At 55.2% G+C, this 20,223-nt stretch carries 16 protein-coding genes and 2 pseudogenes; 9 read left to right on the top strand and 9 right to left on the bottom strand.

Features of this window, described 5'->3' with window-relative positions; translation table 11 throughout:
• Window positions 1-58: 58 nt before the first annotated feature.
• Window positions 59-1,129, top strand: coding sequence for a YbfB/YjiJ family MFS transporter (locus ACLI1T_RS03225; RefSeq protein WP_411703280.1), 1,071 nt, complete (start codon window positions 59-61; stop codon window positions 1,127-1,129).
• Between the two features lie 876 nt (window positions 1,130-2,005).
• Here the strand turns inward: ACLI1T_RS03225 and ACLI1T_RS03230 are convergent.
• Together ACLI1T_RS03230 and ACLI1T_RS03235 are read right to left on the bottom strand one after the other, a co-directional pair.
• Window positions 2,006-2,399: pseudogene (locus ACLI1T_RS03230) on the bottom strand (IS6 family transposase); the annotation flags it as partial.
• A gap of 93 nt (window positions 2,400-2,492) precedes the next feature.
• Window positions 2,493-3,302, bottom strand: coding sequence for an ArsR/SmtB family transcription factor (locus ACLI1T_RS03235; protein ID WP_023025734.1), 810 nt, complete (start codon window positions 3,300-3,302; stop codon window positions 2,493-2,495).
• A 29-nt stretch (window positions 3,303-3,331) separates the two neighbouring features.
• On the opposite strand from ACLI1T_RS03235, the gene ACLI1T_RS03240 reads away from it, so the two are divergent.
• The 5 genes and pseudogenes from ACLI1T_RS03240 (at window position 3,332) to ACLI1T_RS03260 (ending at window position 8,606) form a co-directional block, all read left to right on the top strand.
• Window positions 3,332-3,841: a ThiF family adenylyltransferase gene (locus ACLI1T_RS03240; protein WP_023025736.1), complete on the top strand. Its 510-nt coding sequence runs from the start codon at window positions 3,332-3,334 to the stop codon at window positions 3,839-3,841.
• Window positions 3,838-5,202 carry an MFS transporter gene (locus ACLI1T_RS03245; RefSeq protein ID WP_023027935.1) on the top strand — a complete coding sequence of 455 codons (1,365 nt, stop codon included), beginning with the start codon at window positions 3,838-3,840 and terminating at the stop codon, window positions 5,200-5,202. The genes ACLI1T_RS03240 and ACLI1T_RS03245 overlap by 4 nt, the downstream gene beginning before the upstream one ends.
• Before the next feature lie 74 nt (window positions 5,203-5,276).
• Window positions 5,277-6,470: pseudogene (locus tag ACLI1T_RS03250) on the top strand (IS3 family transposase).
• 1,297 nt (window positions 6,471-7,767) lie between these two features.
• Entirely contained in the window at window positions 7,768-8,217 is a 450-nt protein-coding gene (locus ACLI1T_RS03255) for a hypothetical protein (RefSeq protein WP_411703007.1), read from the top strand.
• Window positions 8,214-8,606 carry a GDSL-type esterase/lipase family protein gene (locus ACLI1T_RS03260; RefSeq protein ID WP_411703008.1) on the top strand — a complete coding sequence of 131 codons (393 nt, stop codon included), beginning with the start codon at window positions 8,214-8,216 and terminating at the stop codon, window positions 8,604-8,606. Before ACLI1T_RS03255 ends, ACLI1T_RS03260 begins: the two co-directional genes overlap by 4 nt.
• Window positions 8,607-8,763: 157 nt before the next feature.
• Here the strand turns inward: ACLI1T_RS03260 and ACLI1T_RS03265 are convergent, their stop codons facing one another.
• From ACLI1T_RS03265 to ACLI1T_RS03280, 4 genes are all read right to left on the bottom strand, one after another.
• Complete coding sequence (locus ACLI1T_RS03265; RefSeq protein ID WP_023025750.1) at window positions 8,764-9,576, bottom strand: ABC transporter ATP-binding protein; 813 nt, start codon at window positions 9,574-9,576, stop codon at window positions 8,764-8,766.
• A complete protein-coding gene (locus ACLI1T_RS03270) occupies window positions 9,576-10,667 on the bottom strand; it encodes a FecCD family ABC transporter permease (protein WP_023025753.1) in 1,092 nt (363 codons plus the stop codon). The genes ACLI1T_RS03265 and ACLI1T_RS03270 overlap by 1 nt, the downstream gene beginning before the upstream one ends.
• The gene (locus ACLI1T_RS03275; RefSeq protein ID WP_023025755.1) at window positions 10,664-11,731 is read right to left on the bottom strand and encodes a FecCD family ABC transporter permease; all 1,068 of its coding nucleotides are present in this window, start codon (window positions 11,729-11,731) and stop codon (window positions 10,664-10,666) included. The genes ACLI1T_RS03270 and ACLI1T_RS03275 overlap by 4 nt, the downstream gene beginning before the upstream one ends.
• A gap of 674 nt (window positions 11,732-12,405) precedes the next feature.
• Window positions 12,406-13,643, bottom strand: a protein-coding gene (locus ACLI1T_RS03280) for an IS3 family transposase (RefSeq protein ID WP_284853453.1) whose coding sequence is annotated in 2 segments (ribosomal slippage) — window positions 12,406-13,316 and window positions 13,316-13,643 — 1,239 coding nt in all. Because the reading frame shifts where the segments join, the coding sequence is not laid out codon by codon here.
• 126 nt (window positions 13,644-13,769) lie between these two features.
• Between ACLI1T_RS03280 and ACLI1T_RS03285 the strand changes: the two genes are divergently transcribed.
• Window positions 13,770-14,627: an ABC transporter substrate-binding protein gene (locus ACLI1T_RS03285; protein ID WP_411703009.1), complete on the top strand. Its 858-nt coding sequence runs from the start codon at window positions 13,770-13,772 to the stop codon at window positions 14,625-14,627.
• 401 nt (window positions 14,628-15,028) lie between these two features.
• Window positions 15,029-16,825, top strand: a complete 1,797-nt coding sequence (locus ACLI1T_RS03290) for a siderophore-interacting protein (protein WP_284869923.1) — start codon at window positions 15,029-15,031, stop codon at window positions 16,823-16,825.
• Window positions 16,826-16,865: 40 nt separating this feature from the next.
• On the opposite strand, the gene ACLI1T_RS03295 is transcribed toward ACLI1T_RS03290, so the two are convergent.
• A complete protein-coding gene (locus ACLI1T_RS03295; protein ID WP_411703010.1) occupies window positions 16,866-18,227 on the bottom strand; it encodes a DHA2 family efflux MFS transporter permease subunit in 1,362 nt (453 codons plus the stop codon).
• A gap of 80 nt (window positions 18,228-18,307) precedes the next feature.
• On the bottom strand, window positions 18,308-18,751 hold the full coding sequence (locus tag ACLI1T_RS03300) for a MarR family winged helix-turn-helix transcriptional regulator (RefSeq protein WP_284869921.1): 444 nt from the start codon (window positions 18,749-18,751) through the stop codon (window positions 18,308-18,310).
• 319 nt (window positions 18,752-19,070) lie between these two features.
• On the opposite strand from ACLI1T_RS03300, the gene ACLI1T_RS03305 reads away from it, so the two are divergent.
• Window positions 19,071-19,685, top strand: coding sequence for a kinesin (locus tag ACLI1T_RS03305; RefSeq protein WP_284869920.1), 615 nt, complete (start codon window positions 19,071-19,073; stop codon window positions 19,683-19,685).
• Window positions 19,686-19,748: 63 nt separating this feature from the next.
• Here ACLI1T_RS03305 and ACLI1T_RS03310 read toward each other — a convergent pair whose 3' ends face one another.
• Entirely contained in the window at window positions 19,749-20,189 is a 441-nt protein-coding gene (locus ACLI1T_RS03310; RefSeq protein WP_411703011.1) for a DUF1990 family protein, read from the bottom strand.
• Window positions 20,190-20,223 lie beyond the last annotated feature (34 nt).

The raw sequence follows: 20,223 nt of genomic DNA on the forward strand, positions 1-20,223 counted from the left end.
CAGATAGATGAGAGCAACGTCTTCAAGCATTCAAGGCACACTTGGACTTGCAGTGGCAATGGGGATCGGCAGGTTCTTCTATACGCCACTGCTTCCCCTCATGATGGCAGCTTTAAACTGGTCAAGTTCCATCTCGTCCTGGATTGCAGTATCAAATTATCTCGGCTATCTGCTCGGGTCTTTGACCCTTTCTAAAAACTGGCTATCTAAAACGAGAACCCTTTATCGCAGTTCCTTAATATTTTCAACTCTACTGCTTGCTGCAATGGCGTTGACAGATAGTCCAGGAATGCATGTTTTACTACGGTTCTTAGCCGGCATAGCGTCTGCATTCATTTTTGTATGCATCACCCAGTTTGTTACCCAGAATGTACAGTCCTCCTCTCTAGTTGGCTTTGTTTATGGTGGTGTTGGCTTAGGCATTACCGTTTCTGGACTAACGGTGTGGTCACTAGGTCAAACCTTGGCATGGACACACTTGTGGGGTATCGCTACCCTAATCAGTGCGTTATTTAGCATCATCGCCTGGACTTGGCCCATTGGCTCTGAAGAGAAGACTAAGGATCGCAAGGTACTGGCCAGTTCTACGGAACGATCCACCCCAGAACTTCATCAAGCTTTTCGATTACTGAATGCGGGATACTTTTTTCAAGGTTTCGGATACATTATTATTGGCACATATCTCGTTGTGCTGGCCGACCCTGTTTTCGGCTCATCAGCAGCTGCCATCACATGGGCCGTAGCTGGCGTCGCAGCAATCCCCTCTCCCTATTTCTGGTCAGCACTTGCAGAGCGTTTTGGCCGACGTCGTGCATTACTTGGCTGCTATACACTCCAAGTAGCTGGAGCAATTGCCGCCACTTTTGGCAATTCGACTGTTTTACTGATGGTTGCTGCCATTCTTTTTGGTGCTACTTTCATGGGAATTACGATGCTTACTATTTCAACGGGAGTCGCTTATAGAATAAACGGAGGAGCTGCACGTCTAACGACTTGGTATAGCCTAGGACAAGTCGTCGGCCCGGCGGCCATTGGAGTACTGTTATCAAACTCAATCCGCATATCATTTATCATTGCAACCATTGCTATCATCATCGGTATGGCAACAATTAAGGTTTCAAGGTTATAATTCATAGTCAACCTCCCAGGCGCAGCGCAGATATCATCACGCCTTCCAAGGACCAAAAGATATACGAAACCTTCTATTCACTATAGAAGACACATATCACATCCCGAATGAAGTCACAAACAAAGCTAATACTAACTCGACTAATCTACCTTTTTCTTTAGAAGACTATTTTCCTCTTTTAGTTCAGAAAATTCGTTACGTAGCTCAGCTATGTCGTCCCAGTATATTTCAATCTACTCATCGACCTGCTCTTTGTTCCATGAAACTAGGTGCACCAGCGACTATAGGTCATGGTCAGAGGGTGTGAACACTGGTGCCCAGATAGCAGGTCGCTTGCGTCAGGCAATGCGCCGGCGCATTGCCTTATCAGTTTCTCTAATTGAGATAGGAGGACGAGCAGCTAAGGCTGCAGTATCAGGGCAAGGCTTGAAAATTGGTGTACATGCGGATTATCCGCCAGTATACGCAGACTACTGTTAACAAAAGAGGGAATCTTGACAAGACAGAACATTACTTGGCCCAGTATCCTTTCGCTTGCGCTAATCTTAAGCGGATCCGTCCTGTTGTCGAAGTTTCATGAAGAGAGTTCGGCTCTTTCTCCAGAGAACTTCGTTATATGGGCGGCACCTTCCGTCCTTGGGGGATTAGGGCTGATATATTGCACCGTAAAACACGAGGTCGTAACTTCCTACGCCTACGGGATTCTGCTTAGCCTCCTCTCCTTTGGCGCAGCAGTTTGGCATCCAAGTACCTTTACTCGCTGTGTTACAGCAGTTATTTTTTTGATAGTGGCTATAACCGTCGTTCTAAAGCGCCAAAAAATTAATACTCCTAAAAACGCTCACGGCTAGCCGCAGGTGATACAAGTAAGGTGTACCCGGCTGACGCATTGGATTTGAAGGCCTTGGCCAGGAAACGCTTCGCTGCAGCCACGTTCTGCTTCGAAGAGAGGTAAAACTCCAGGGTCTGGCCACCGGCGGTGATCGCCCGATAGAGGTAGCATCATCTGCCGCCGACGCGGATATAGGTCTCATCCACCCGCCAGGAACTGGCCTGCCAGTCAGGTACCTGCCGGTACCACCGTGTTTGCTTGTCCAGCTCAGGCGCGTATTTCTGGACCCAGCGGTAGATCGTGGTGTGATCGACCGGCACGCCCCGCTGAAGTCATCATTTCCTCCACAGCGCGGTAGCTCACCCCGTAGCGGCAGTACCACCGCACTGCCCACAGAATGATGTCACGGGGGAAATGACGACCGGAGAAGATACTCATGGCTGTGATTATTTCACGTCGCTCTTCTTACTGCCCCAACTTTGCAACAGCACCTCTCATCCTGTTCCGACCGGCTTTCGATCGTCCGAAAGGTCACGTCGGTGCCGAAGAACGACTGAAGCCCTCAGGGACGGCTGTCGGGCAATTGAGGGAGATCCCCGCGTCGTTGAGCGCTGCCCGCCCGGCGGGAGTGAGACGCACGGCCCGGGTACGACCCCTGCGGGAAAGCCATTCCTTATCCAGCAGAGTCTTGCAGATTCCCGTGCCGAGAGGGCCGGCGAGGTGGAAGCGGCGTTCGGTGGAGTCCATGCACGACCTGCCCGTGTCGAGCATCTTCAGGGGCACACCCCACTGTATGAATAAGCGATGACCTTGATTAGTGACCTGACAGTGCGAGTCGATGAACTCGTGCTCTTCTAGTTGTTCAGCCAGGCGCACCCCGAGCTTACCGGCGAGGTGCTGATAACAGGTGCGGCCTTCACGTAGGTTCGCATTCGCCCGTGACGCGCTGAGGCTGTGAGGAGTGGGCAGGGGCGAGCGGGCGACCACGCCAAGGCTCTCGACCACTCGTGCGATGTCTTCCCCGGCCAGGCGAATGTAGCGGTGCCGGCCCTGCCGAATGTCGTGGACGAGACCGTGGGTGACGAGCACGTCAACATGCTCGCTCGCCGTCGACCGGGCCAGGCCCGCGTACCTGCCCAGTTCACCAACCGTCCAGGCCCGCCCGTCCATGAGCGCAGCACACATGGCCGCCCGCGACGAGTCAGCCAGAGCCGACGCGACTGTCGAGATATCCGGGACCGCTTCAGGAAACACGCGCGCAACCATGCCTCCAGTATGCACCCGGAACTGTTCGGTGACGACCGAACAATCGCAGGCGTAGTCTGAACTCACCAGATTCATTGCATCAGGAGACGAAGGGAGCGATCGCGATGAACGGGGACCGCCAACGGCTACGCGAGCACTACGATGAGGACTTCTACTGGGAACGCGTTGACCGCAACCTGGGTTGGCTCGGCGACACCACCGAGGAACAGCGTGAACGCCAAGCACGGTTGCGCGATGCCGTGATCGGCATCGTCGGCACCGGGGGCATCGGCGGTGCCGCAGCCGCCCGCCTGGTGCGCATGGGCGCACTCAACCTGAAACTGGCCGATCCCGACCACTTCGACCTGACTAACGTGCAACGCCAGTACGGCGCCGGGCGAGACACGATCGGCCGCAACAAGGCCGAAGTCGTCGCCCAGCAACTCCTCGCGCTCACCGGGGGAGAGACGGCCAGGGAGATCCGGGACATGCACTTCGCCGCGTCCTGGCGCCTGTTCGATCTGGTGCTGCCGACACTGCTGGACCGGTCCTACCGGACCTGGGATCAAGACCTGAGCAAGCGCACCTACTTCGGCCACCCGCCCGCCGAGGCTTCGCTGGAGTCTCGCGTATGACCGCGCATCGGCGCACGGCACTGGTCGCGACCCTCCTCGGTTTCTTCATCGTCATGCTCGATACGACCATCGTCAATGTCGCCCTCGCCGAGATCGGCACTGACCTCGACACGACGGTGAGCTCACTGCAGTGGGTCGTCGACGCTTACACCCTCGTGTTCGCCGCGCTCCTTCTCACAGCTGGGGCCGCATGCGACCGTCTCGGGGCTCGCAGGGTCTACCTCGCTGGCCTGGTGGTCTTTGCTGTGCTCTCGGCCGTGTGCGCCCTCGCTCCCACAGGCGGGTTCCTCGTCGCTGGTCGCGCCGTCCAGGGCGTGGGCGCGGCAGCGATCGTGCCGGGCTCTCTGGCATTGCTGTCGGCTGTGTACGACGATCCGAAGGAACGAGCACGCGCCATCGGGCTGTGGGGCGGCGCAGGAGGTGTTGCCGCCGCGATCGGACCGGTCCTGGGCGGAGCGCTGGTGTCGACGATCGGGTGGCGGGCGGTGTTCTGGGTCAACCTCCCCATCGTCGCTATCGGCTGTCTGCTCACCTTGTGGGCAATTCCCGCGCTCACGGGCAGTCGCGCGAGACGGGTGGACCTACCCGGACAGGTGCTCTCCGTGCTCACGCTGGTGGCAGTAACCTATGCAGTCATCACCGCAGGCGAACACGGATGGTCACCCTGGCAGGTAGCCGTGCTGATCGCCGGGGGCGTCTTCCTCGCCCTGTTCATCATCGCAGAGCGACGACACCCGGACCCGATGCTGCCGATGGCCTTGTTCACTCGTGCCCGGTTCTCCGTGGCCGCAATGGTAGGGCTCGCGCTCAACATCAGCTTCTTCGGACAACTCTTCGTGCTCTCCCTCTTCTTCCAGCAGTACCTGGGATACGAGCCGTGGCTGGCAGGCCTCGCGCTGGCACCACAGGCGTGCAGCGCCGTGGTCGCGTCACCGCTGGGCGGCCGTGCCGTCGCCCGGTGGGGCGCGTTCCCCACCATGCTCACCGGCCTGGTAGTCGGCACGATCGGCTTCAGCAGCCTCGTGCTGCTCACCGCAGAAACTCCTTACGTGGTGGTCGCGGTGTTGACCTTCACGGCTGGATTCGGGATGGCCTTCGCGATGCCGGCCGCGACCTCGGCCGCAGTGGCCTCGGCCCCGCCGGAACATGTCGGCATCGCAGGAGGAGTCATCAATGCCGCCCGCCAGACCGGCAGCGTCGTCGGCGTCGCAGTCCTCGGCGGAATGGTCGCCAGTGGAGCGTTCCTCACAGGCTTCCACACAGCCGTCGCGGTCGCCGGTGGAGTCTTCGGTGCCGCAGCGCTCGTAGTTGCTGCCACCATCATCAGTCACCTACAGGAGCCAGTTACACCTGAAGTTTAGAAGGACCTGACCCCTGTTTGGTAGACACCTGATATCCAGCCCGGTTGGGTTGGGAAGAAAGGTAATCTACCATCATGCCTAGGTACTCCGAACAGTTCAAACGTGATGCTGTGGCCCTCTACGAAAACAATGAGGACCTTTCACTTCACGCGGCTTCAGCAGAGCTTGGAGTCAATCGTTCCTCACTTTATTCCTGGATCAAGCAGTACGGCACCGGCAAACGCGCCCGCACGAAGACCCTGCGTGACAAGGCCCAGGCGACGACTGATTCCGAACGGATCCGCCAGCTAGAAAAAGAAGTCTCTAAGCTGCGCGAAGAACGCGATATCCTGCGCAAGGCCGCGAAATATTTTGCCGAAGAGACACGCTGGTAATCCGCTTCCAGTTTGTCTATGACCACCGAACCGAGTACTCGGCTCACACGGATGTGCCACGTGTTAAAGCTCAATCGATCCTCATTCTACAAATGGCTCAACACCCGCGAAAATCGCAGGTTAAAGACGTGTTCCGATGCTCTTATTGGTGCAAGAATTAAGACCATTTTTGATGATGAGCACGGGCTTTATGGTGCTAAACGCATCGCTGCAAGCCTCAACGACGATACGGGCTTTCCTCCGATCAATCACAAGAAGGTCGCACGCATCATGAAATCCATGGGGCTGAAAGGCTTTACTAAGCGGCGTCGGTGTATCACCACCAGGCGCAAGCCTGGCCACCGCGTCATGCCAGATTTAGTAGGCCGTAAATTCAGCGCTGACAGGCCGAACCACGTGTACGTAGGCGACATTACGTACCTGCCGTGTAAGGGCGGCAAGAATATGTACCTAGCTACGGTCATCGACGTCTACTCGCGCAGACTCGTTGGCCATGCTCTGGCCGATCACATGCGGGTATCGCTGGTTATCGAAGCTTTGTCCCATGCCAGGAAAGTCCGCGGAAGCCTTACAGGGGCAATTTTCCATTCTGATCACGGCAGTGTGTACACCTCACAGGCATTTAGGGACCACTGTGCCCATCTTGGTGTGCGCCAGTCCATGGGAGCAGTGGGTACAAGTGCCGATAATGCCCTGGCAGAATCCTTTAATGCCGCCTTAAAGCGTGAAGTTTTGCGTGATCGGAAAGTCTTTGACAATCCCATTGTCTGCCGCCAAGAAGTCTTCCGGTGGTGTATGCGCTACAACACGCGCAGACGGCACTCCTGGTGCAACCTTCTAGCCCCCGACGACTTCGAAGCACTCACATCGGCTACACTGACCCAAGCAGCATAGCTAACCCCCGACGTGTCTACTTTCCGGGGGTCAGGCCCTGAGCAGGCTAGAAACGGTGGTCTGATCAAAATAAACTGATTGGTAAGGAATTTGTTGTGAAGGAAGGGACGATCATTCCGGGAATACTTTTTGGAATAGTCTTGGGCGTCGCAACTCTTTATGGCGGAGTGCTACTGTCCACATGGCTTCCAATACCCTTCGTTTTCTATGGGCTACCTTTACCTTCATTGGTGGTTTTGGGTGTATTAGCCATGTCTGTCTACATGTTGAAAAAGGATCGGCTTAGCGACCGATCATGGCGTGGTTTTGCCTTCACATTCGCCACGGTTTTTGTCGTATCAGCGTTCTTATGGGTGAGTACCATTTCTGGCTATGGAAACTTCGCATAGCCTAGAGATATAGAACCGTTGTAAGGCCAATTATGGGTAGCCGTCTAGATTGAGGGTTAAGTAGTAAAATGTGTGTCTGGTTGGCGTGTCGTCGGCTGGGCACTTTTTGTCATTTCATGGGTCCTTTTCTGATTCCTATGGAGTGTGAGTATGCGGTTGGGATAGCGTTGTTGTAGAAGGCTGGTCTACTTCCATATTGATGTAAGAAATGCACGTGGAGGCGGCAATATCGAGACGCGTACGAAGTGGCTCAATAGTCGCTTCAGTTATAAAAGCCACATCAAGGCTGACGTCACCCTGCCTTACGCTCTTTTGCCAGGCGAAATTGGAAATGATGAGTTCTAGCAACGCTTGGCGCCCTGAGAACTTGCTGTCATTCGTGCCGATCTTATTGAACCCCTAGAGTGATATCTGGGGCTCATGTTCTTCGGTGAGCGCATCCTTGAGAGGGTCGAGGACGGGTCTGCGGATTCCTTGGAAGCCACCGTATACTGCATCAGCCTTTTCGGCGGGATATAGGTGTATGTGGGACCGATGCGTAAGATTTGTATCCCCCGGCTGGATTTGGGAATCAAAATGAGAATCAAAGTGGGGTACCTTCCCCACCGGAAACTTCCGAGTTTGATACCGCAAGACCCAGAAGTAATAGATTGCGCTTATATTGAAAATAAAATACTCATTCTGGGGTTACGTAAGAAATGTGAGTGAAAATACTAGGGCTTTGAGATAAAAGTAAAAATCCCTGCACCCACTGGGAGAGTTCGCTATAGTGATAGCGGTAATCATAGCCACCGATGGATACCATCTATAAATTGTTTATATCGATGCTGATGACACTTTCAATGTGAGTAGTCATCTATCGGAAGGCTAGAAAAGCAACTCAATATTGATTGAAAGGAAACGCAAATATGCGCCTTGTGAGCAAATACATTGCTGCAGCTTGCGGAGCAGTCATGCTCGCTACTGGTCTTTCCGGTGTCGCGTCAGCCGCACCGACCGGTAATCTCGTCACGCTCGGTGACTCCTACTCCGCCAACCCTGACCAAGTCCGAAATACCTTCCGTGGGGTTCCTGGCGCAACCGATAACTATCCCCAGCGCGAGGGGTGTCTTCAGGCGCCTAATAACTGGCCGCGGAAGCTTGCCGCAAAGACGAATCGACCACTGGCCGATTGGTCCTGCACCGCTCAGACTTCCAACACCATGAATCAACGCTTGGACCGGGCTATTGCCAATGGTGACGTCCGCAATGACTCCACCGTCGTCATCGCTGTAGGAATGAATGACTACGGTCCATTTAACTTCGATGTGTTGAAGAGTTCTCCGGATGTCCCGAAAACGTCCACGACAACTATGTGAACCGTTTGCGGGAAGCTGGCGACAAGATTCACCGCGCAGCACCGGGAGCAAAGATCGTTGTATCGGGCGCGCTGCCCACGGTGGAGCGTGAACACGCAACGTTCTGTGCAGTCAATGTGATTCCGAACCACCCGGGCGGTATTTATGTCCCAATCGTGCGGGATGTCGAAAATTGGAACCGCGCTAACCAAATCGAGGCCGCTAATTCAATTGGGGCAACCTACGTTGACATGATTGATGGCGCTCGCGGCCATGATACGTGTGCTCCAGATGCCCAGCGCTGGGTTGCTGGCTTGATTGATACCACGACGCCGAACTACAACATGAACTTTCATCCGTCGGACGCAGGCTCCGAGTACATGGCCAACACTCTTTTGGCTCACGTATAAGTATTCGAAGCTCCTTTAATTGGGGGTAGTGGTTTACAATTCTGCTCTTGCCGCCAATTTTTAGACCTTCACCCGTGCTTTCCACTGGTGAAGGTCATTTTTTATTCTCACCCTTAACCCACTGGGGGTCTCGGACATGCAAAGAGCGGTGCCGTCACTATGTATTGGCGCCGGAGGGGACAACGAGCGGGCCTCCTGTAACTGGATCTTCAATAACCAAGGCTTTTAAGTTGAATGCGGTGAGAAGTAATTGAGGGGAAATAATCTCCTTGGGAGCCCCAGTTGCAAGAATTCTTCCTTGATTCATTGCAATCAAATGGTCGCTATATCTAATAGCTAAGTTGAGGTCATGTAGAACCATAACGATGGTGCGCCCCAGTCTTGTTCGTAGCGAATGAATGAGCTCGAGAATTTCGATGGACGTCGCCAAATCTAAGTATGTTGTGGGTTCGTCAAGGAACATAACCCCTGTGTCTTGAGCTAGAACCATGGAAATCCACACTCGTTGGCGTTGGCCACCGGAAAGTTCATTAATGAAGCGTTCGGCAAATTGCAGCGAGCCGGTTTGTGCGAGCGCGGAATAAACCTCCTGCTCATCGGATGCTGACCATTGGCGCAGCCACGATTGATGTGGATGGCGCCCGCGAGCGACAAGATCGGATACAAGTAAACCCTCTGGCGCAATAGGGGCCTGCGGCAGCACACTAACTTTTGTGGCCACATCCTTTCGGCGAAGCTCGGTGATATCGCGCTCACCTAACATTACGGTGCCACTTTCTATGGGTAACAGCTTCGCGAGGCTGCGTAAGAGTGTCGATTTTCCGCATCCGTTGGGGCCAACAATCGTAGTGACTTTGCCTTTCGGGAGCTCTACATCAATATTTTCAAGGATCGGAGTATTGCGCGCGTATCCTACAGTGAGGTTTGATGCCGTAATTGCTGTGCGCGAAGTGATTAATGGGTCAGACATTAAGCTGATTGGACCTTCCGATTTTGCTGAACGAGTAAATAGAGTAAAAACAGGCCCCCAATTATCGAAGTAACGATTCCAACAGGAAGCTCGATTCCCAGCAGAACATGTATGATGACGTCTGCACCGAGTAAGAGAATCGCTCCAGTGAAGGTAGAGGCTAGCAGCGGAGGTGTTGAGGTTCGACAAATACGAAGTGCTAATTGAGGAGCAACAAAGGCTACAAAACCAATGGGGCCTGCTGCGGAGACCGCAACGGCAGTTAATGCTACGGCGAGTATGAGTACAGAGAATTGCACCGCATTGAAACGAGAACCGAGTGCTCGTGCCATGTCTGGGCCAAGCGCCGTGGGAAGTAATTGGTAACTAACCCATCCGAGCAATGGTGCAGACATTATTATTGTGATAGCTACTGGGAAAGTAGTAGTCCAATTAGCTCGATCTAGTGAGCCGGTCAGCCAAAATTGGGCGACGGAGGCATCGTGCAATTGCGCACGAATCATAGCGAAGCTGATGTAGCCAGACAACAGCGACGTCAAGACTATGCCCGAAAGCAAGAGCCTGAATGGGTTTGCGCCTCCTTTCCAGGAAAGAACCCACACGACGACGCTTGTACTGACAGCTCCGATAAAAGCGGCTAGTGGGACGCCGATGCCGGCTAACCAACCTATGAAGCCGCTACCCGAGCCGAAGACGATAACCGTAACCGCCATTGCTGAGGCGCCAGCGGTCATGCCTAAAATGTCAGGACTGGCGAGCGGGTTTCTGGTTATCGATTGTGTTAGAGCCCCAGCGAGACCAAGTGCACATCCTACTGTAAACGCAGTGAGAGCACGGGGCATTCGCCATTCGAAGACGACTAGTTTCTCCAGTCGAGTGCCTTGGCCGCTTACAATAACTTCCAGTATTCGACCGAAAGAGATTGGATAATCTCCCAGCATGATAGAAAAAGGCACAAGAAGTAGGGCCAATATAGCGAGGATGAAAGTTGTAGATAGCTGCCACGGGCGCCAAACAGTTGAGAGCTCTAATAGTTTTGTACCAATGCGGAAGGCGGGGCGACCGGGGACAGAATTGCGGTGACTATTCATAGCGCTACTCCCTTCCGCTGGAAGACGAGCATGAAGAATAATGGGGCGCCAATAAAAGCGACGACAATTCCTACTGGTAATTCGCCAGGGCGTGCGATGATCCGGCCAATGACATCAGCTAGCACCAGTAGCGTGGCGCCCAATAGGGCGGAATACGGCAAAATCCACCGATAGTCAGGACCCGTGATGGCACGCACCAAGTGCGGCACTATCAGGCCGATGAACCCTATGGGCCCTGCCATGGCCGTCGCAGCCCCCGCAAGCAGAGCGATCAGGACCATGCCAAAGAGACGAGCCCGATCGGTTTGAGCACCGAGACTTTGAGCCACATCGTCTCCGAGGCTAAGCAAGTTTAACGATGGGGCTGAAGCGAAGGCTAAGACGATGCCCAAGACTAGAAATGGTAGTACTCCCCAAAAGACGTCTAGACCTCGACCCGCTACCGAACCTACTGTCCAAAAACGCATACGGTCCAGATTGGCTTCTTCTGCAAGAATGAGGCCTGTAGTGATTGAATTCAACACAGCGGATAAGGCTGCGCCACTCAGCGTAAGAGTAAGCGGACTAGCATTACCTCCATTGATGCGTCCCATACCGAAGACAATGATGGTTGCACTTATCGCGCCCAAGAAAGCAGCCACAGTGGTGGCAAACATACTGATTGAGCCAAAGAGCGCGAAGCTGGAAACTACGGCTAAGGCGGCGCCAGCATTGACTCCAAGAATGCCTGGATCTGCGAGCGGGTTTCGTGTGTGGCCTTGAATTAAAGCGCCAGCTACTCCGAGAGAAGCACCCACTACGATTGCGATCAACGTCCTCGGCACACGGAGCTCGAAGAGTACTTGCTGTTCAAAGTTTAGAGCAGTTTCACGGTGCGATGGAACTTCTCTGAGGGCAGATATGACGTCGGTCAGTGGAATACTTCTAGCTCCGACAGCGATGCTCAAGAAAATTCCGAGGACGAGCAGTGCCAGACATAGTATGAGTCCAGCAACGCGTCGCGAATAGGTGCGGCTTCGAGGCACTTGGGTGCCGTTAGTGCTGAAACTGGAATGAGTACTCATGGCGGTCAGTCGAGAAGTTCCTGTTCTGTGCGGTAAGACCTGTGTTCTTTAGGGCTGGATAGGCTCAACCAAGAGTCAGGCCCATAAGAATGAGAAATCAGTCGTTTGAGGTGTTTGGCTTGCGGTTGAAGTCTTTCCATCTCCTCAAAGAAAACTCCTGTTCCCACTTGTGGCTTACGCTGAGCTAGCGACTGAATTTGCGCGGTTCAGCGTCATCGACAATCTACGAAGTGTTAGGTGTGGCACAAATATATGCTTTTCAGATTAGGTTAGTCAACCCTAATCCAGGTGGGTAAATTTGATACTAACTTGTCCTGGGGTGGGGAGGGGGGGTAGATGGAGGCTTTCGCCTCTCGATTGCAATCGAGGGAGGGGTGTAATCCTCTCGGGGCGATTTTCGGTCCAGGTGGGGCCAGTTAATGGCATATTCCACAAATATGTATCGGCACACTATTGCAATGTGGTAAAGGTAAAGCTAACCTAACCTAAAAGTTGCTTGCGGGTCTGTGGGAAATCCAATGGAAGGCGTTGAAAAGGCAACTTCAGGAAATCGACTTTAAGGAATAGGGATGTCATTAAAAAGGGGAGCACGGTCATTTATCGCGGCCACTATCTGTGCCGGATTGGTTCTGTCAGGAGGGCCCGAACCCCGGAAAGTGGACACGGGGATTTAATCAAGATGCGATAGTAAGTGTAGCTGATCCGGCGGCTTCGAAGGCGTTCGGCGAGCGATAGCCGCACCACGAGTGCAAGCGCTTGGTGTTGTAGTGCGTGCACCACCGGAACACGTCCCGACGACATACGAGCTGGCTTGGGAAAACGGACTCGTCCTGGAGGACTTCCCGTTTCAGCGTGGCGTTGAACGACTCCGCCAACGAGTTGTCCGCGCTCGTCCCGATTGCTCCCATCGACTGGGTGACACCGAATCGTTCACACAGCTTCCGGTATTGCCCAGAGGTATAGACGCTGCCATGGTCGGAGTGGAAAATCGCCCCGTCAAGGTTGCCTCGGACCCCGTGGGCCATTGTGAGAGCTTCTTCGACCAACTCCGTGCGCATGTGGTCGGCGATCGCGAAACCGGTCAACTGCCGCGAATAGCAGTCGATGACGGTGGCCAGGTACATATTCGACCCGTCCGCGATCGGCAGGTACGTGATATCGCCGACGTAGATGGTGTTCGGTTTCTCCGCGGTGAACCGGCGTTTCAGCAGGTCGGGCAACTTCGGAGCCCGTTTCGCAGACACGGTGGTCTTCACCCGGCGTTTTTTGGTGTAGCCGAACAGGCCCATCTGGCGCATCAACCTGGCGGTGCGCTTGTGATTGAAAAGGTCGTCGTTGGCTGGATCGGAATTGATGGCCGCCGTCACGCGTTTCGCCCCGTAACAACCGTTCTCGGCCGTGAACACGGCCTTGATCCTCGCTCCCAGCACCGCGTCGTCAAGGACGCGTCGCCGGCGGGCAGGAGCAGCTGATTTCCATTTGTAATACGAGGACCGGTTGATCTTCAAAACCTCACATAACCGCTTGACCTCGTAGAGGCCTCGGTTGTCATCAACGAACCGGAAGCGGTTCACCAGTTCGTCTCTTCCGCGAAATATTTGGCCGCCTTGCGGAGGATCTCTCGTTCCTCCCGGAGCTTGGCGTTTTCGCGTTCCAGCACGCGGATGCGTTCGGCGTCGGAGAGTCCTTCAGCAGGCGTGCGTGCGCTGTTGGCTGCGGCAATGGGGCTGGCGACTTTTTCACCGTTGGCGTTGGTTTTGGTGCCGGTGCCGAAGGCGTCGAGCCAGGTGCGCAGGGAGTTGCGGTTGACCCCGAGATCGGAGGCGATCGCGTTGAGCGTTGCTCCGGGGGTCGACTCGTACAACGAGACTGCGTCGCGCTTGAACTGCTCGGTGTAGGTCTTGCGTGGCATGGTGGAAAGGTACCTCACTTCCCAGCGAGATGCTGGTTTCAAGGTGTCCACCATCTGGGGGTCAGGTCCGGATGCTCGTCGAACGATTCAACCGATGAAGCGGCAACTTCCGAAGTTGCAGAAGACGTGACCATTGAGCATGCACGGGGTACAGATACGTATCCGGTCAATCCACAAAACGTGGTTGCCGTGGGGCCTGCAGTTGATAACCTGCTGGAACTTGGAATTAAACCAGCAGCCGTCGTGCAGAATGCAAAGGATAAGAACTCGCCTTGGCGCGAGGGGAAGCTCGATGGTGTCAAGGTGATCGATCAGGCAGATTTCAAAACTCTGCCACAAGAACAAATCGCGGCAATCGAACCCGACTTCATCGTTGGTGACTATTGGACAATATCTGAGGATAATTACAAAGAATTGTCAGCCATCGCACCGACTCTCGGCGGAATCTCCGATACCGGGGAGGGCATTGGCTGGGAAGCACAACTAGAAGCTTTGGGCAAGATATTCAATAAGGAGTCCGAAGCTAAGAAAGCCATTGAAGAGGATCAGAAGCGTTTCGCTGATGTGAAGGAAAAATTGCCAAACCTCTCTGGTAAAACCGGCATTGTTTCCCAATTCGCCCAGGGATCCTTTGGCGCCGTTGCTGACCCTGAGGATCCGGGTGCATCCTTCATCTACGATCTAGGTATGAAGTTCCCGGAGAAACTGACTGACGGTACGGTTCCAGTTGATAAGGGCCGAGTCACGCTTTCTCCGGAAAACGTGTCCTACCTAGCCGCTGATTTTATGGTCATCTATAACCGCACCGGCTCAATCGAAGAAGTTGAAAATACTCCGGGATACAAAGATTTGCCGCAGGTGAAATCCGGTGCGACTCTCGCTGGTGACGAAGCGGTCGTCGCTGGACTCAACAACCCAACGAGCCTGAGCCGAGCTTGGGTGCTGGACAAGACGATGCCGACGCTGGAAAAGGTTGGAAAGTAGTTAAGGTCTGCACAACTCCGACGCCTGCTAGATGGGGCTCACCCCGCTGTTGCAGGTAGTCGCCAACGCCTTCCGATTTATCGGAAGGCGTTGTCTTAAATGGACTGTATCCAATGCAGTGGTGCGTCCATTCCTGCCTTTCCAGCCACGAAAGCTTGGCCCCAAGCTTTCCGCATAGTCACCCATCGGCGCAGAAAGATGACTGCATTAAAGGTATGTAGGTGAGCTGGACAATGCTTGGCGCTGGGAGAGGCGTGCAAAGCGTCAGCAAAACTAAATAAAAATTAGGCCATCGAACAAAGTGAAATAAAAGCCATCAAGACCGAGAGGGGAATGGTCTCAAAATGCCAAGGAACAGCCGGAGCAGGGAAATTTATCCAATTTCCTACCGGGAATTATACGTGGAAAATATCGAAGATATATCGCCATCCATGCGGCGAATTACGTTCAGCGGGGAGCAGCTCCAGGAGCACGAACGCGATGGTATTTCCGTTCCTTCATTATTAAGCCATGGTTTTGATGACGACGTTCGACTCATCTTCCCGGATCCGGAGACTGGAGAGCGACCGCACCCAATCGCCCAAAACGATGGCAACCTCCTGTGGCCAGAAGCCGTTAAGAACTTATTCCGCACATACACGGTTCGCTACTTTGACGCTGTTAATGGGCTATTAGCAATTGATTTCGCGCGCCATGGTGAGGGCTTGGCCGAAAACTGGTCACAGAGTGCTCGCATTGGTGACCCCATTTTTGTGGCAGGCCCGAAGTCGTGTGCACAGTTGCCCACGCATACCGATTGGCTTTTCTTGGCAGGAGACGAGACTGCGCTCCCAGCCATCGGCCGCTGCCTGGAATCGCTCCCATCTGGGCATGATGCGATTGCGGTGGTGGAGGTTCCGACGAACGCTGATATTCAAAAATTAGACATTCCGGATTCAGTACAGATCCACTGGGCGATACGTGACCAGGGCGAGGGCTTCGTTGAAAAGGCTAGTGCGCTCTTTGAAGAGACCGCTGACTCACAATTGCCTAGGGGCGAAGCATATGTATGGGCGGCGGGGGAGGCCTCCCGGCTGAAAACACTGCGGCGTTTGTTTAAGGCTTCCGGAATCGCCCCTGAGCATCAGGAAATTACAGGTTACTGGCGGCGAACTAGCCGGAAAGATGGCAAAGAAAGCGCATCGAGCAGCAATAGTGTTTTGCACAATATTCATGATTTGACTGAGTTGAATTCAGCCTTTGCGCTCCGCACTGCAGTACGTTTAGGGCTATTCCAAGAGATCGACGCGGGTGCCAATACTTTTCCTGCCCTTGCTGCTGCGGCAGACCTTCACGAGGAGGCGTTACGGAGGTTTATCCGTTACCTAGCTGCTCTTGAACTCGTCGAAGTCAGCGAAACCACCCTCACCTTGACTGCAATGGGAATGGAGTTAGCGGACCCAGATTCCAATGTGGTGCGTTGGCTCAGCGGGCCGGCGCATCTTGAGGCGATGGCGCTGATGCGCCTTGAGCATAGCCTTCGTACCGGTGAGGCGGCACCGCAAGGCGAACAGGGATTGCCGTGGTCAGAATATGTGAGCCGTGACCCACAACTCGCGGCCGAGCGCATTGAGCAAAAGAATATGAGCGCTGGCTGGACTGCTCCGTCCGCAGCACAGGCGATGCAGCACTATCTGAATGATACCGCTCGCGTTCTGATCATTGGCCAGGGAGGTGCAGTATATGCAGATGAAATTCTCCGGCGATGTGAGCATGCCCAGAGCAGGGTGATCGCCGATGCTTCCTCGGAAGCAGTGCTACGGGAAATCGCAGGAGCTTCTCGTGAACGGTGCGAAAAGAGTGGCGATGGAACTGGCTTTAATCCCACTGAGGCGGATTATGCGTGGGCAACTGATGTAGTCTTCATTGATCCCTGGAGTGTCTTTGGCAACGCAGAGGTGACTGCCCAATTAGACCGCGCCACTCACGGTGATGCGTTCCATCGGGCTTATATCCTTTCCGAGGTTCTGGAGGAAACCGGCGGCGATGAGCATTCCTATGAAGAGGACTTGGTGAGGCTTTCCATGTTCGGCACCAAGGTGCCGACTCAGGACGATGTCAGCGCTGTTGTTGCTGATAGCCGCGCTCTTATTTCTTCTGCCACGGCTGTTGGCTGGGGCAAACACCTCTTCGTCCTGGAGGCAGAAGCGAATTCCTAAAGAGGAGTCTCGGTGGGCCAAACGCCTCGAGCTTCACCTTTTATTTCCGAACCACGGTCCCGCGCGGGAGCCGGGTGGCCGTGGCTGCCATAAGCGTGGTGAACACGGTGAAGTAGGCTAAGGTTGTCCAGCAGACTCCGTGGGTGAGAGTCATCAGCACCGTGCAGACTGATACGCCTAGTGCGCTGCCGAGTTGGGTCGCTATGCGGCCCGCAGCGCTGGCATGGACGACTTCATCTTTTGCTAAGCCGTGGTAGGTCGCGGACATCGTGAGCACCGTGAGCGCTCCGATGCCGCCGCCGCGCACGAATAGCCCGCAGCCTTGAAGGATGAGCCAGCCTGTCGCCTGGCCGGTGGGAAAGGCGAAAGGTAGCGTTCCGATAATAGTGGCGGCAATGCACATGTAGACAGTCTTACGCGTACCCCATCGGGCGATGAATTTTTTCGATGCCGAGCGGCTGAAATAGGCGCCCACGCTTTGTAGGGCCAGCAGCAGTCCCGCATGCAGTGCGGTGTAGGCATGGTTGCTCTGATAGTGCAGCGGAATGAGGAAGAGCCCGCCATAAAATACGGTGCTTGCAATGGCCAGTGTTGCCCACGCTGAGGAAAAGGAGGCGTGGGTGAATAGGCGGACATCGATAAGCGGCGATGACGCCCGGAGCGCATGCAGCACAAAGTATCCAATCAGCCCCGCGCCGGCGACGAGGAGAATTACGCTTGCCCAAGAACTCATGTGCCCGATGGTGGTAAAGCCATAGACTGCCGCGAGCAAACCTGGGGCGAGCAAGAAGTATCCCGTGCGGTCTAGCTGGGCTGCAGGGTCTGCTGGGGTCCGTTCTAGATAGTGCACGGCAAGGGCAATCGCGGCGATGCCGATGGGGACGTTGATGAGGAAGATGGCGCGCCAGCCGATGGCATCGACAAGCAGCCCGCCCAGTAGTGGGGCAATCGCGGGTGCGATGACCGCCGGTAGCCCGATTGCGGTGATGGCGCGTGTGGCCTGGTCCTTTCCGGCATTGGTGACGATGAGGGTCTGCATCACCGCCACCGAGAAACCCGCCGCGAATCCCTGCAGGATGCGGAAGGCGATGAGCAAGTCGATATGCGTAGACATCGCGCACAGGATTGAAGCGACGGTAAAGACTGCCAGGGCGGTAATCCAGAGATTTTTGGCGCCGAAGCGGCGCGTTGCCCAGCCGCTGAGCGGAATGGCCATGGTGGAGGCCAACCCGTAGCTCGTGATGACCCATTGGGCGAGAACTATCGGTGCGTTGAACGCCTCGCTGATGGAATGAATGGCGACGTTAACGATGCCGATATCTAGCAGCGGCAAAATTGAGCCGAAGACTAGGGCGATGACGATCCGCCTAGTCTGGGGGTCGAGTTTTTCTTTTTCCTGCATGAGGGGCTCCCTTCGGAGTGTGTGCGCAGATGGCGTGGTGAGGTGTGGTCATGATGGAGATAGTGATGGAGGTGTGTGAGTTAGTGGGCGAATGGTCCGTCGTGGGTGAGGGCGGTGAGCATTTCCGCGAATTGTTGTTGCGCGGGCTCCGGCCAGCGGGCGAGGAATTCTTCTAATTGTTGGGCCAGACGTGAGCGCATCACGGCGACGTTGTCTTGGCCCAGTGAGGTTAGCGACAGTTGTATCCACCGCGTGTCGCGGGGATCGGTAGCGCGCGCGATGAGTCCGGCCTTTTCTAGGGCCGAGGCGTGACGGGATACCACTGAGCGGTCCAGGCCGATGACTGTGGCGAGCTCTTTCGGGGTGGAGGGACCACAGCGGTCTAGGCCGCTGAGCACCAAATATGTGGATTCGTTGATTTCTTCACCGAGCCCCTCGGTGAGATGGGCGTACATGCGTCGACGGAGGCTGCGCTGGGAAAGTAGACCCAGTGCGTCGGCGACTTGTTTGCTTGGAGTGTCCATGCCAGCAGAATACATGCATAGTGCACGCATGTCTAGTGCACGAGTGTTTACTGCACGCTAATTTTTGCGGGATGAGCGCGGTGAAGGGGTAGAAAGCGTCCATAGCAACCGCGTTTGTCCATTTTTCGGTCCGATTTTTGGCGAAATGCGGTTGTTTTGGGCAGCCTGACGCTCATCCGTACCTCTATCTGCCGGGGTAGCACCCGAAGAGCACAAAAGAGCCTTCCGGTTTCTCCCAATGCCGGTTCCCGTGCACGCACCTTAACTTTCTGGAACGCTAGGATGGGAAAGAATAGATCTAGTTAAGGAGTACAAAGCAATGGCTAAAGAAACTGCACGCGCCCTAGGTCACGAAGTAGACGTGGACCGCGAGAAATTTACCTACTTGGCATCTACTGATGCCGAGGGCAACAAGATTGAATCCGGCAAGGCTGCGGCAGCGGGAGCCGGCGCAGCGGGAGCTGGTGCCGCAGCTGCCGGTGCCGCTGCAACGGCGAACGCAGACGAGCAGGACGACTCCGCGACCCAGAGCGATTACGAGCCGAAGAACCACGTCGTTACTGGTGCTGAGGAAGAACACGTCGCCGCCGCGTCCGAGCAGCCGGACCTGCAGGAAAAGCTGGATGAGGACAACGCGGACTATGAGCCCTCAGAGCACGTTGTGGGCGAGGCCGAAGAAGAGCACATCGGCACCGCGCCGGAGCAACCGGAAGAGGACGCTGCAGATGATGAACGCGATGACTTCGATGACCTGAAGGACAAGGTCACCGAGGCTGGCAATGTCGTTGAAGAGGCCATCAACCGCGCTAAGGACTTCGTGGAAGACAAGGCGCAGGAATACCAGGAAGAATCCGGTAAGAAGGGCGGTTTCTTTGACCGCGTGAAAGACGTTGTGCGCGAGGCTCGCGATAACCTCGATGAAAAGCGCAAGTAGTTAACTGCGCCTAGGCCGCTGCTTTTCCTAGAGAGGAGGGGCAGCGGCCTTTGTGCTGCCACGCTAGTCCAGCGCGTGCAGGTAGAACCAGCGGATGAGGAGGCGACGGGGGATATCGATAAGCGGGCGCAAGGCGGGAAGGAAGGGCTCGGAGGCGGCATCGATAAGCAGCAGCGTCCGGCCATCGCGCAGGCGCTCCAGGGTGAAGCTTTCCTCGCCGCGCTCGAGGTGGCCGGGCAAGGTGCCGTAGGTAAAGCCGCAGCGGCCATCGTCGGCGAAGGTCTCGACCACGCGGCAGCGGAAATCAAACGGGCCAAGGCCTAAGGTGACCTCGGCGTCTTCTTGTACAACCGGGTGGGTGGGGTGAACGCGGAAAAGGCCGCTGCGCTGGATGCCCCAACGAAAGAGCCGGTGGGCTGCGGTATCGAAATCGGCGTCGATGACCCTGCTCATGTGCAGTTGCGGGAATCCGGCGGTATCGGAATAAGAAAGCGGCTCTGGCATCTTAAGTCTCAGCGCTTATCTGTGGGGACCTCAT

Source organism: Corynebacterium tuingiense (assembly GCF_046718165.1).
Classification (GTDB): Bacteria; Actinomycetota; Actinomycetes; order Mycobacteriales; family Mycobacteriaceae; genus Corynebacterium.

What these genes read in the sequence shown, in the direction of transcription:
- ACLI1T_RS03225 (WP_411703280.1), top strand. Translation starts at nt 59, where the DNA reads ATGGGGATCGGCAGGTTCTTCTATACGCCACTGCTTCCCCTCATGATG.
- ACLI1T_RS03235 (WP_023025734.1), bottom strand. Translation starts at nt 3,302, where the DNA reads ATGAATCTGGTGAGTTCAGACTACGCCTGCGATTGTTCGGTCGTCACC.
- ACLI1T_RS03240 (WP_023025736.1), top strand. Translation starts at nt 3,332, where the DNA reads ATGAACGGGGACCGCCAACGGCTACGCGAGCACTACGATGAGGACTTC.
- ACLI1T_RS03245 (WP_023027935.1), top strand. Translation starts at nt 3,838, where the DNA reads ATGACCGCGCATCGGCGCACGGCACTGGTCGCGACCCTCCTCGGTTTC.
- ACLI1T_RS03255 (WP_411703007.1), top strand. Translation starts at nt 7,768, where the DNA reads ATGCGCCTTGTGAGCAAATACATTGCTGCAGCTTGCGGAGCAGTCATG.
- ACLI1T_RS03265 (WP_023025750.1), bottom strand. Translation starts at nt 9,576, where the DNA reads ATGTCTGACCCATTAATCACTTCGCGCACAGCAATTACGGCATCAAAC.
- ACLI1T_RS03270 (WP_023025753.1), bottom strand. Translation starts at nt 10,667, where the DNA reads ATGAATAGTCACCGCAATTCTGTCCCCGGTCGCCCCGCCTTCCGCATT.
- ACLI1T_RS03275 (WP_023025755.1), bottom strand. Translation starts at nt 11,731, where the DNA reads ATGAGTACTCATTCCAGTTTCAGCACTAACGGCACCCAAGTGCCTCGA.
- ACLI1T_RS03295 (WP_411703010.1), bottom strand. Translation starts at nt 18,227, where the DNA reads ATGCAGGAAAAAGAAAAACTCGACCCCCAGACTAGGCGGATCGTCATC.
- ACLI1T_RS03300 (WP_284869921.1), bottom strand. Translation starts at nt 18,751, where the DNA reads ATGGACACTCCAAGCAAACAAGTCGCCGACGCACTGGGTCTACTTTCC.
- ACLI1T_RS03305 (WP_284869920.1), top strand. Translation starts at nt 19,071, where the DNA reads ATGGCTAAAGAAACTGCACGCGCCCTAGGTCACGAAGTAGACGTGGAC.
- ACLI1T_RS03310 (WP_411703011.1), bottom strand. Translation starts at nt 20,189, where the DNA reads ATGCCAGAGCCGCTTTCTTATTCCGATACCGCCGGATTCCCGCAACTG.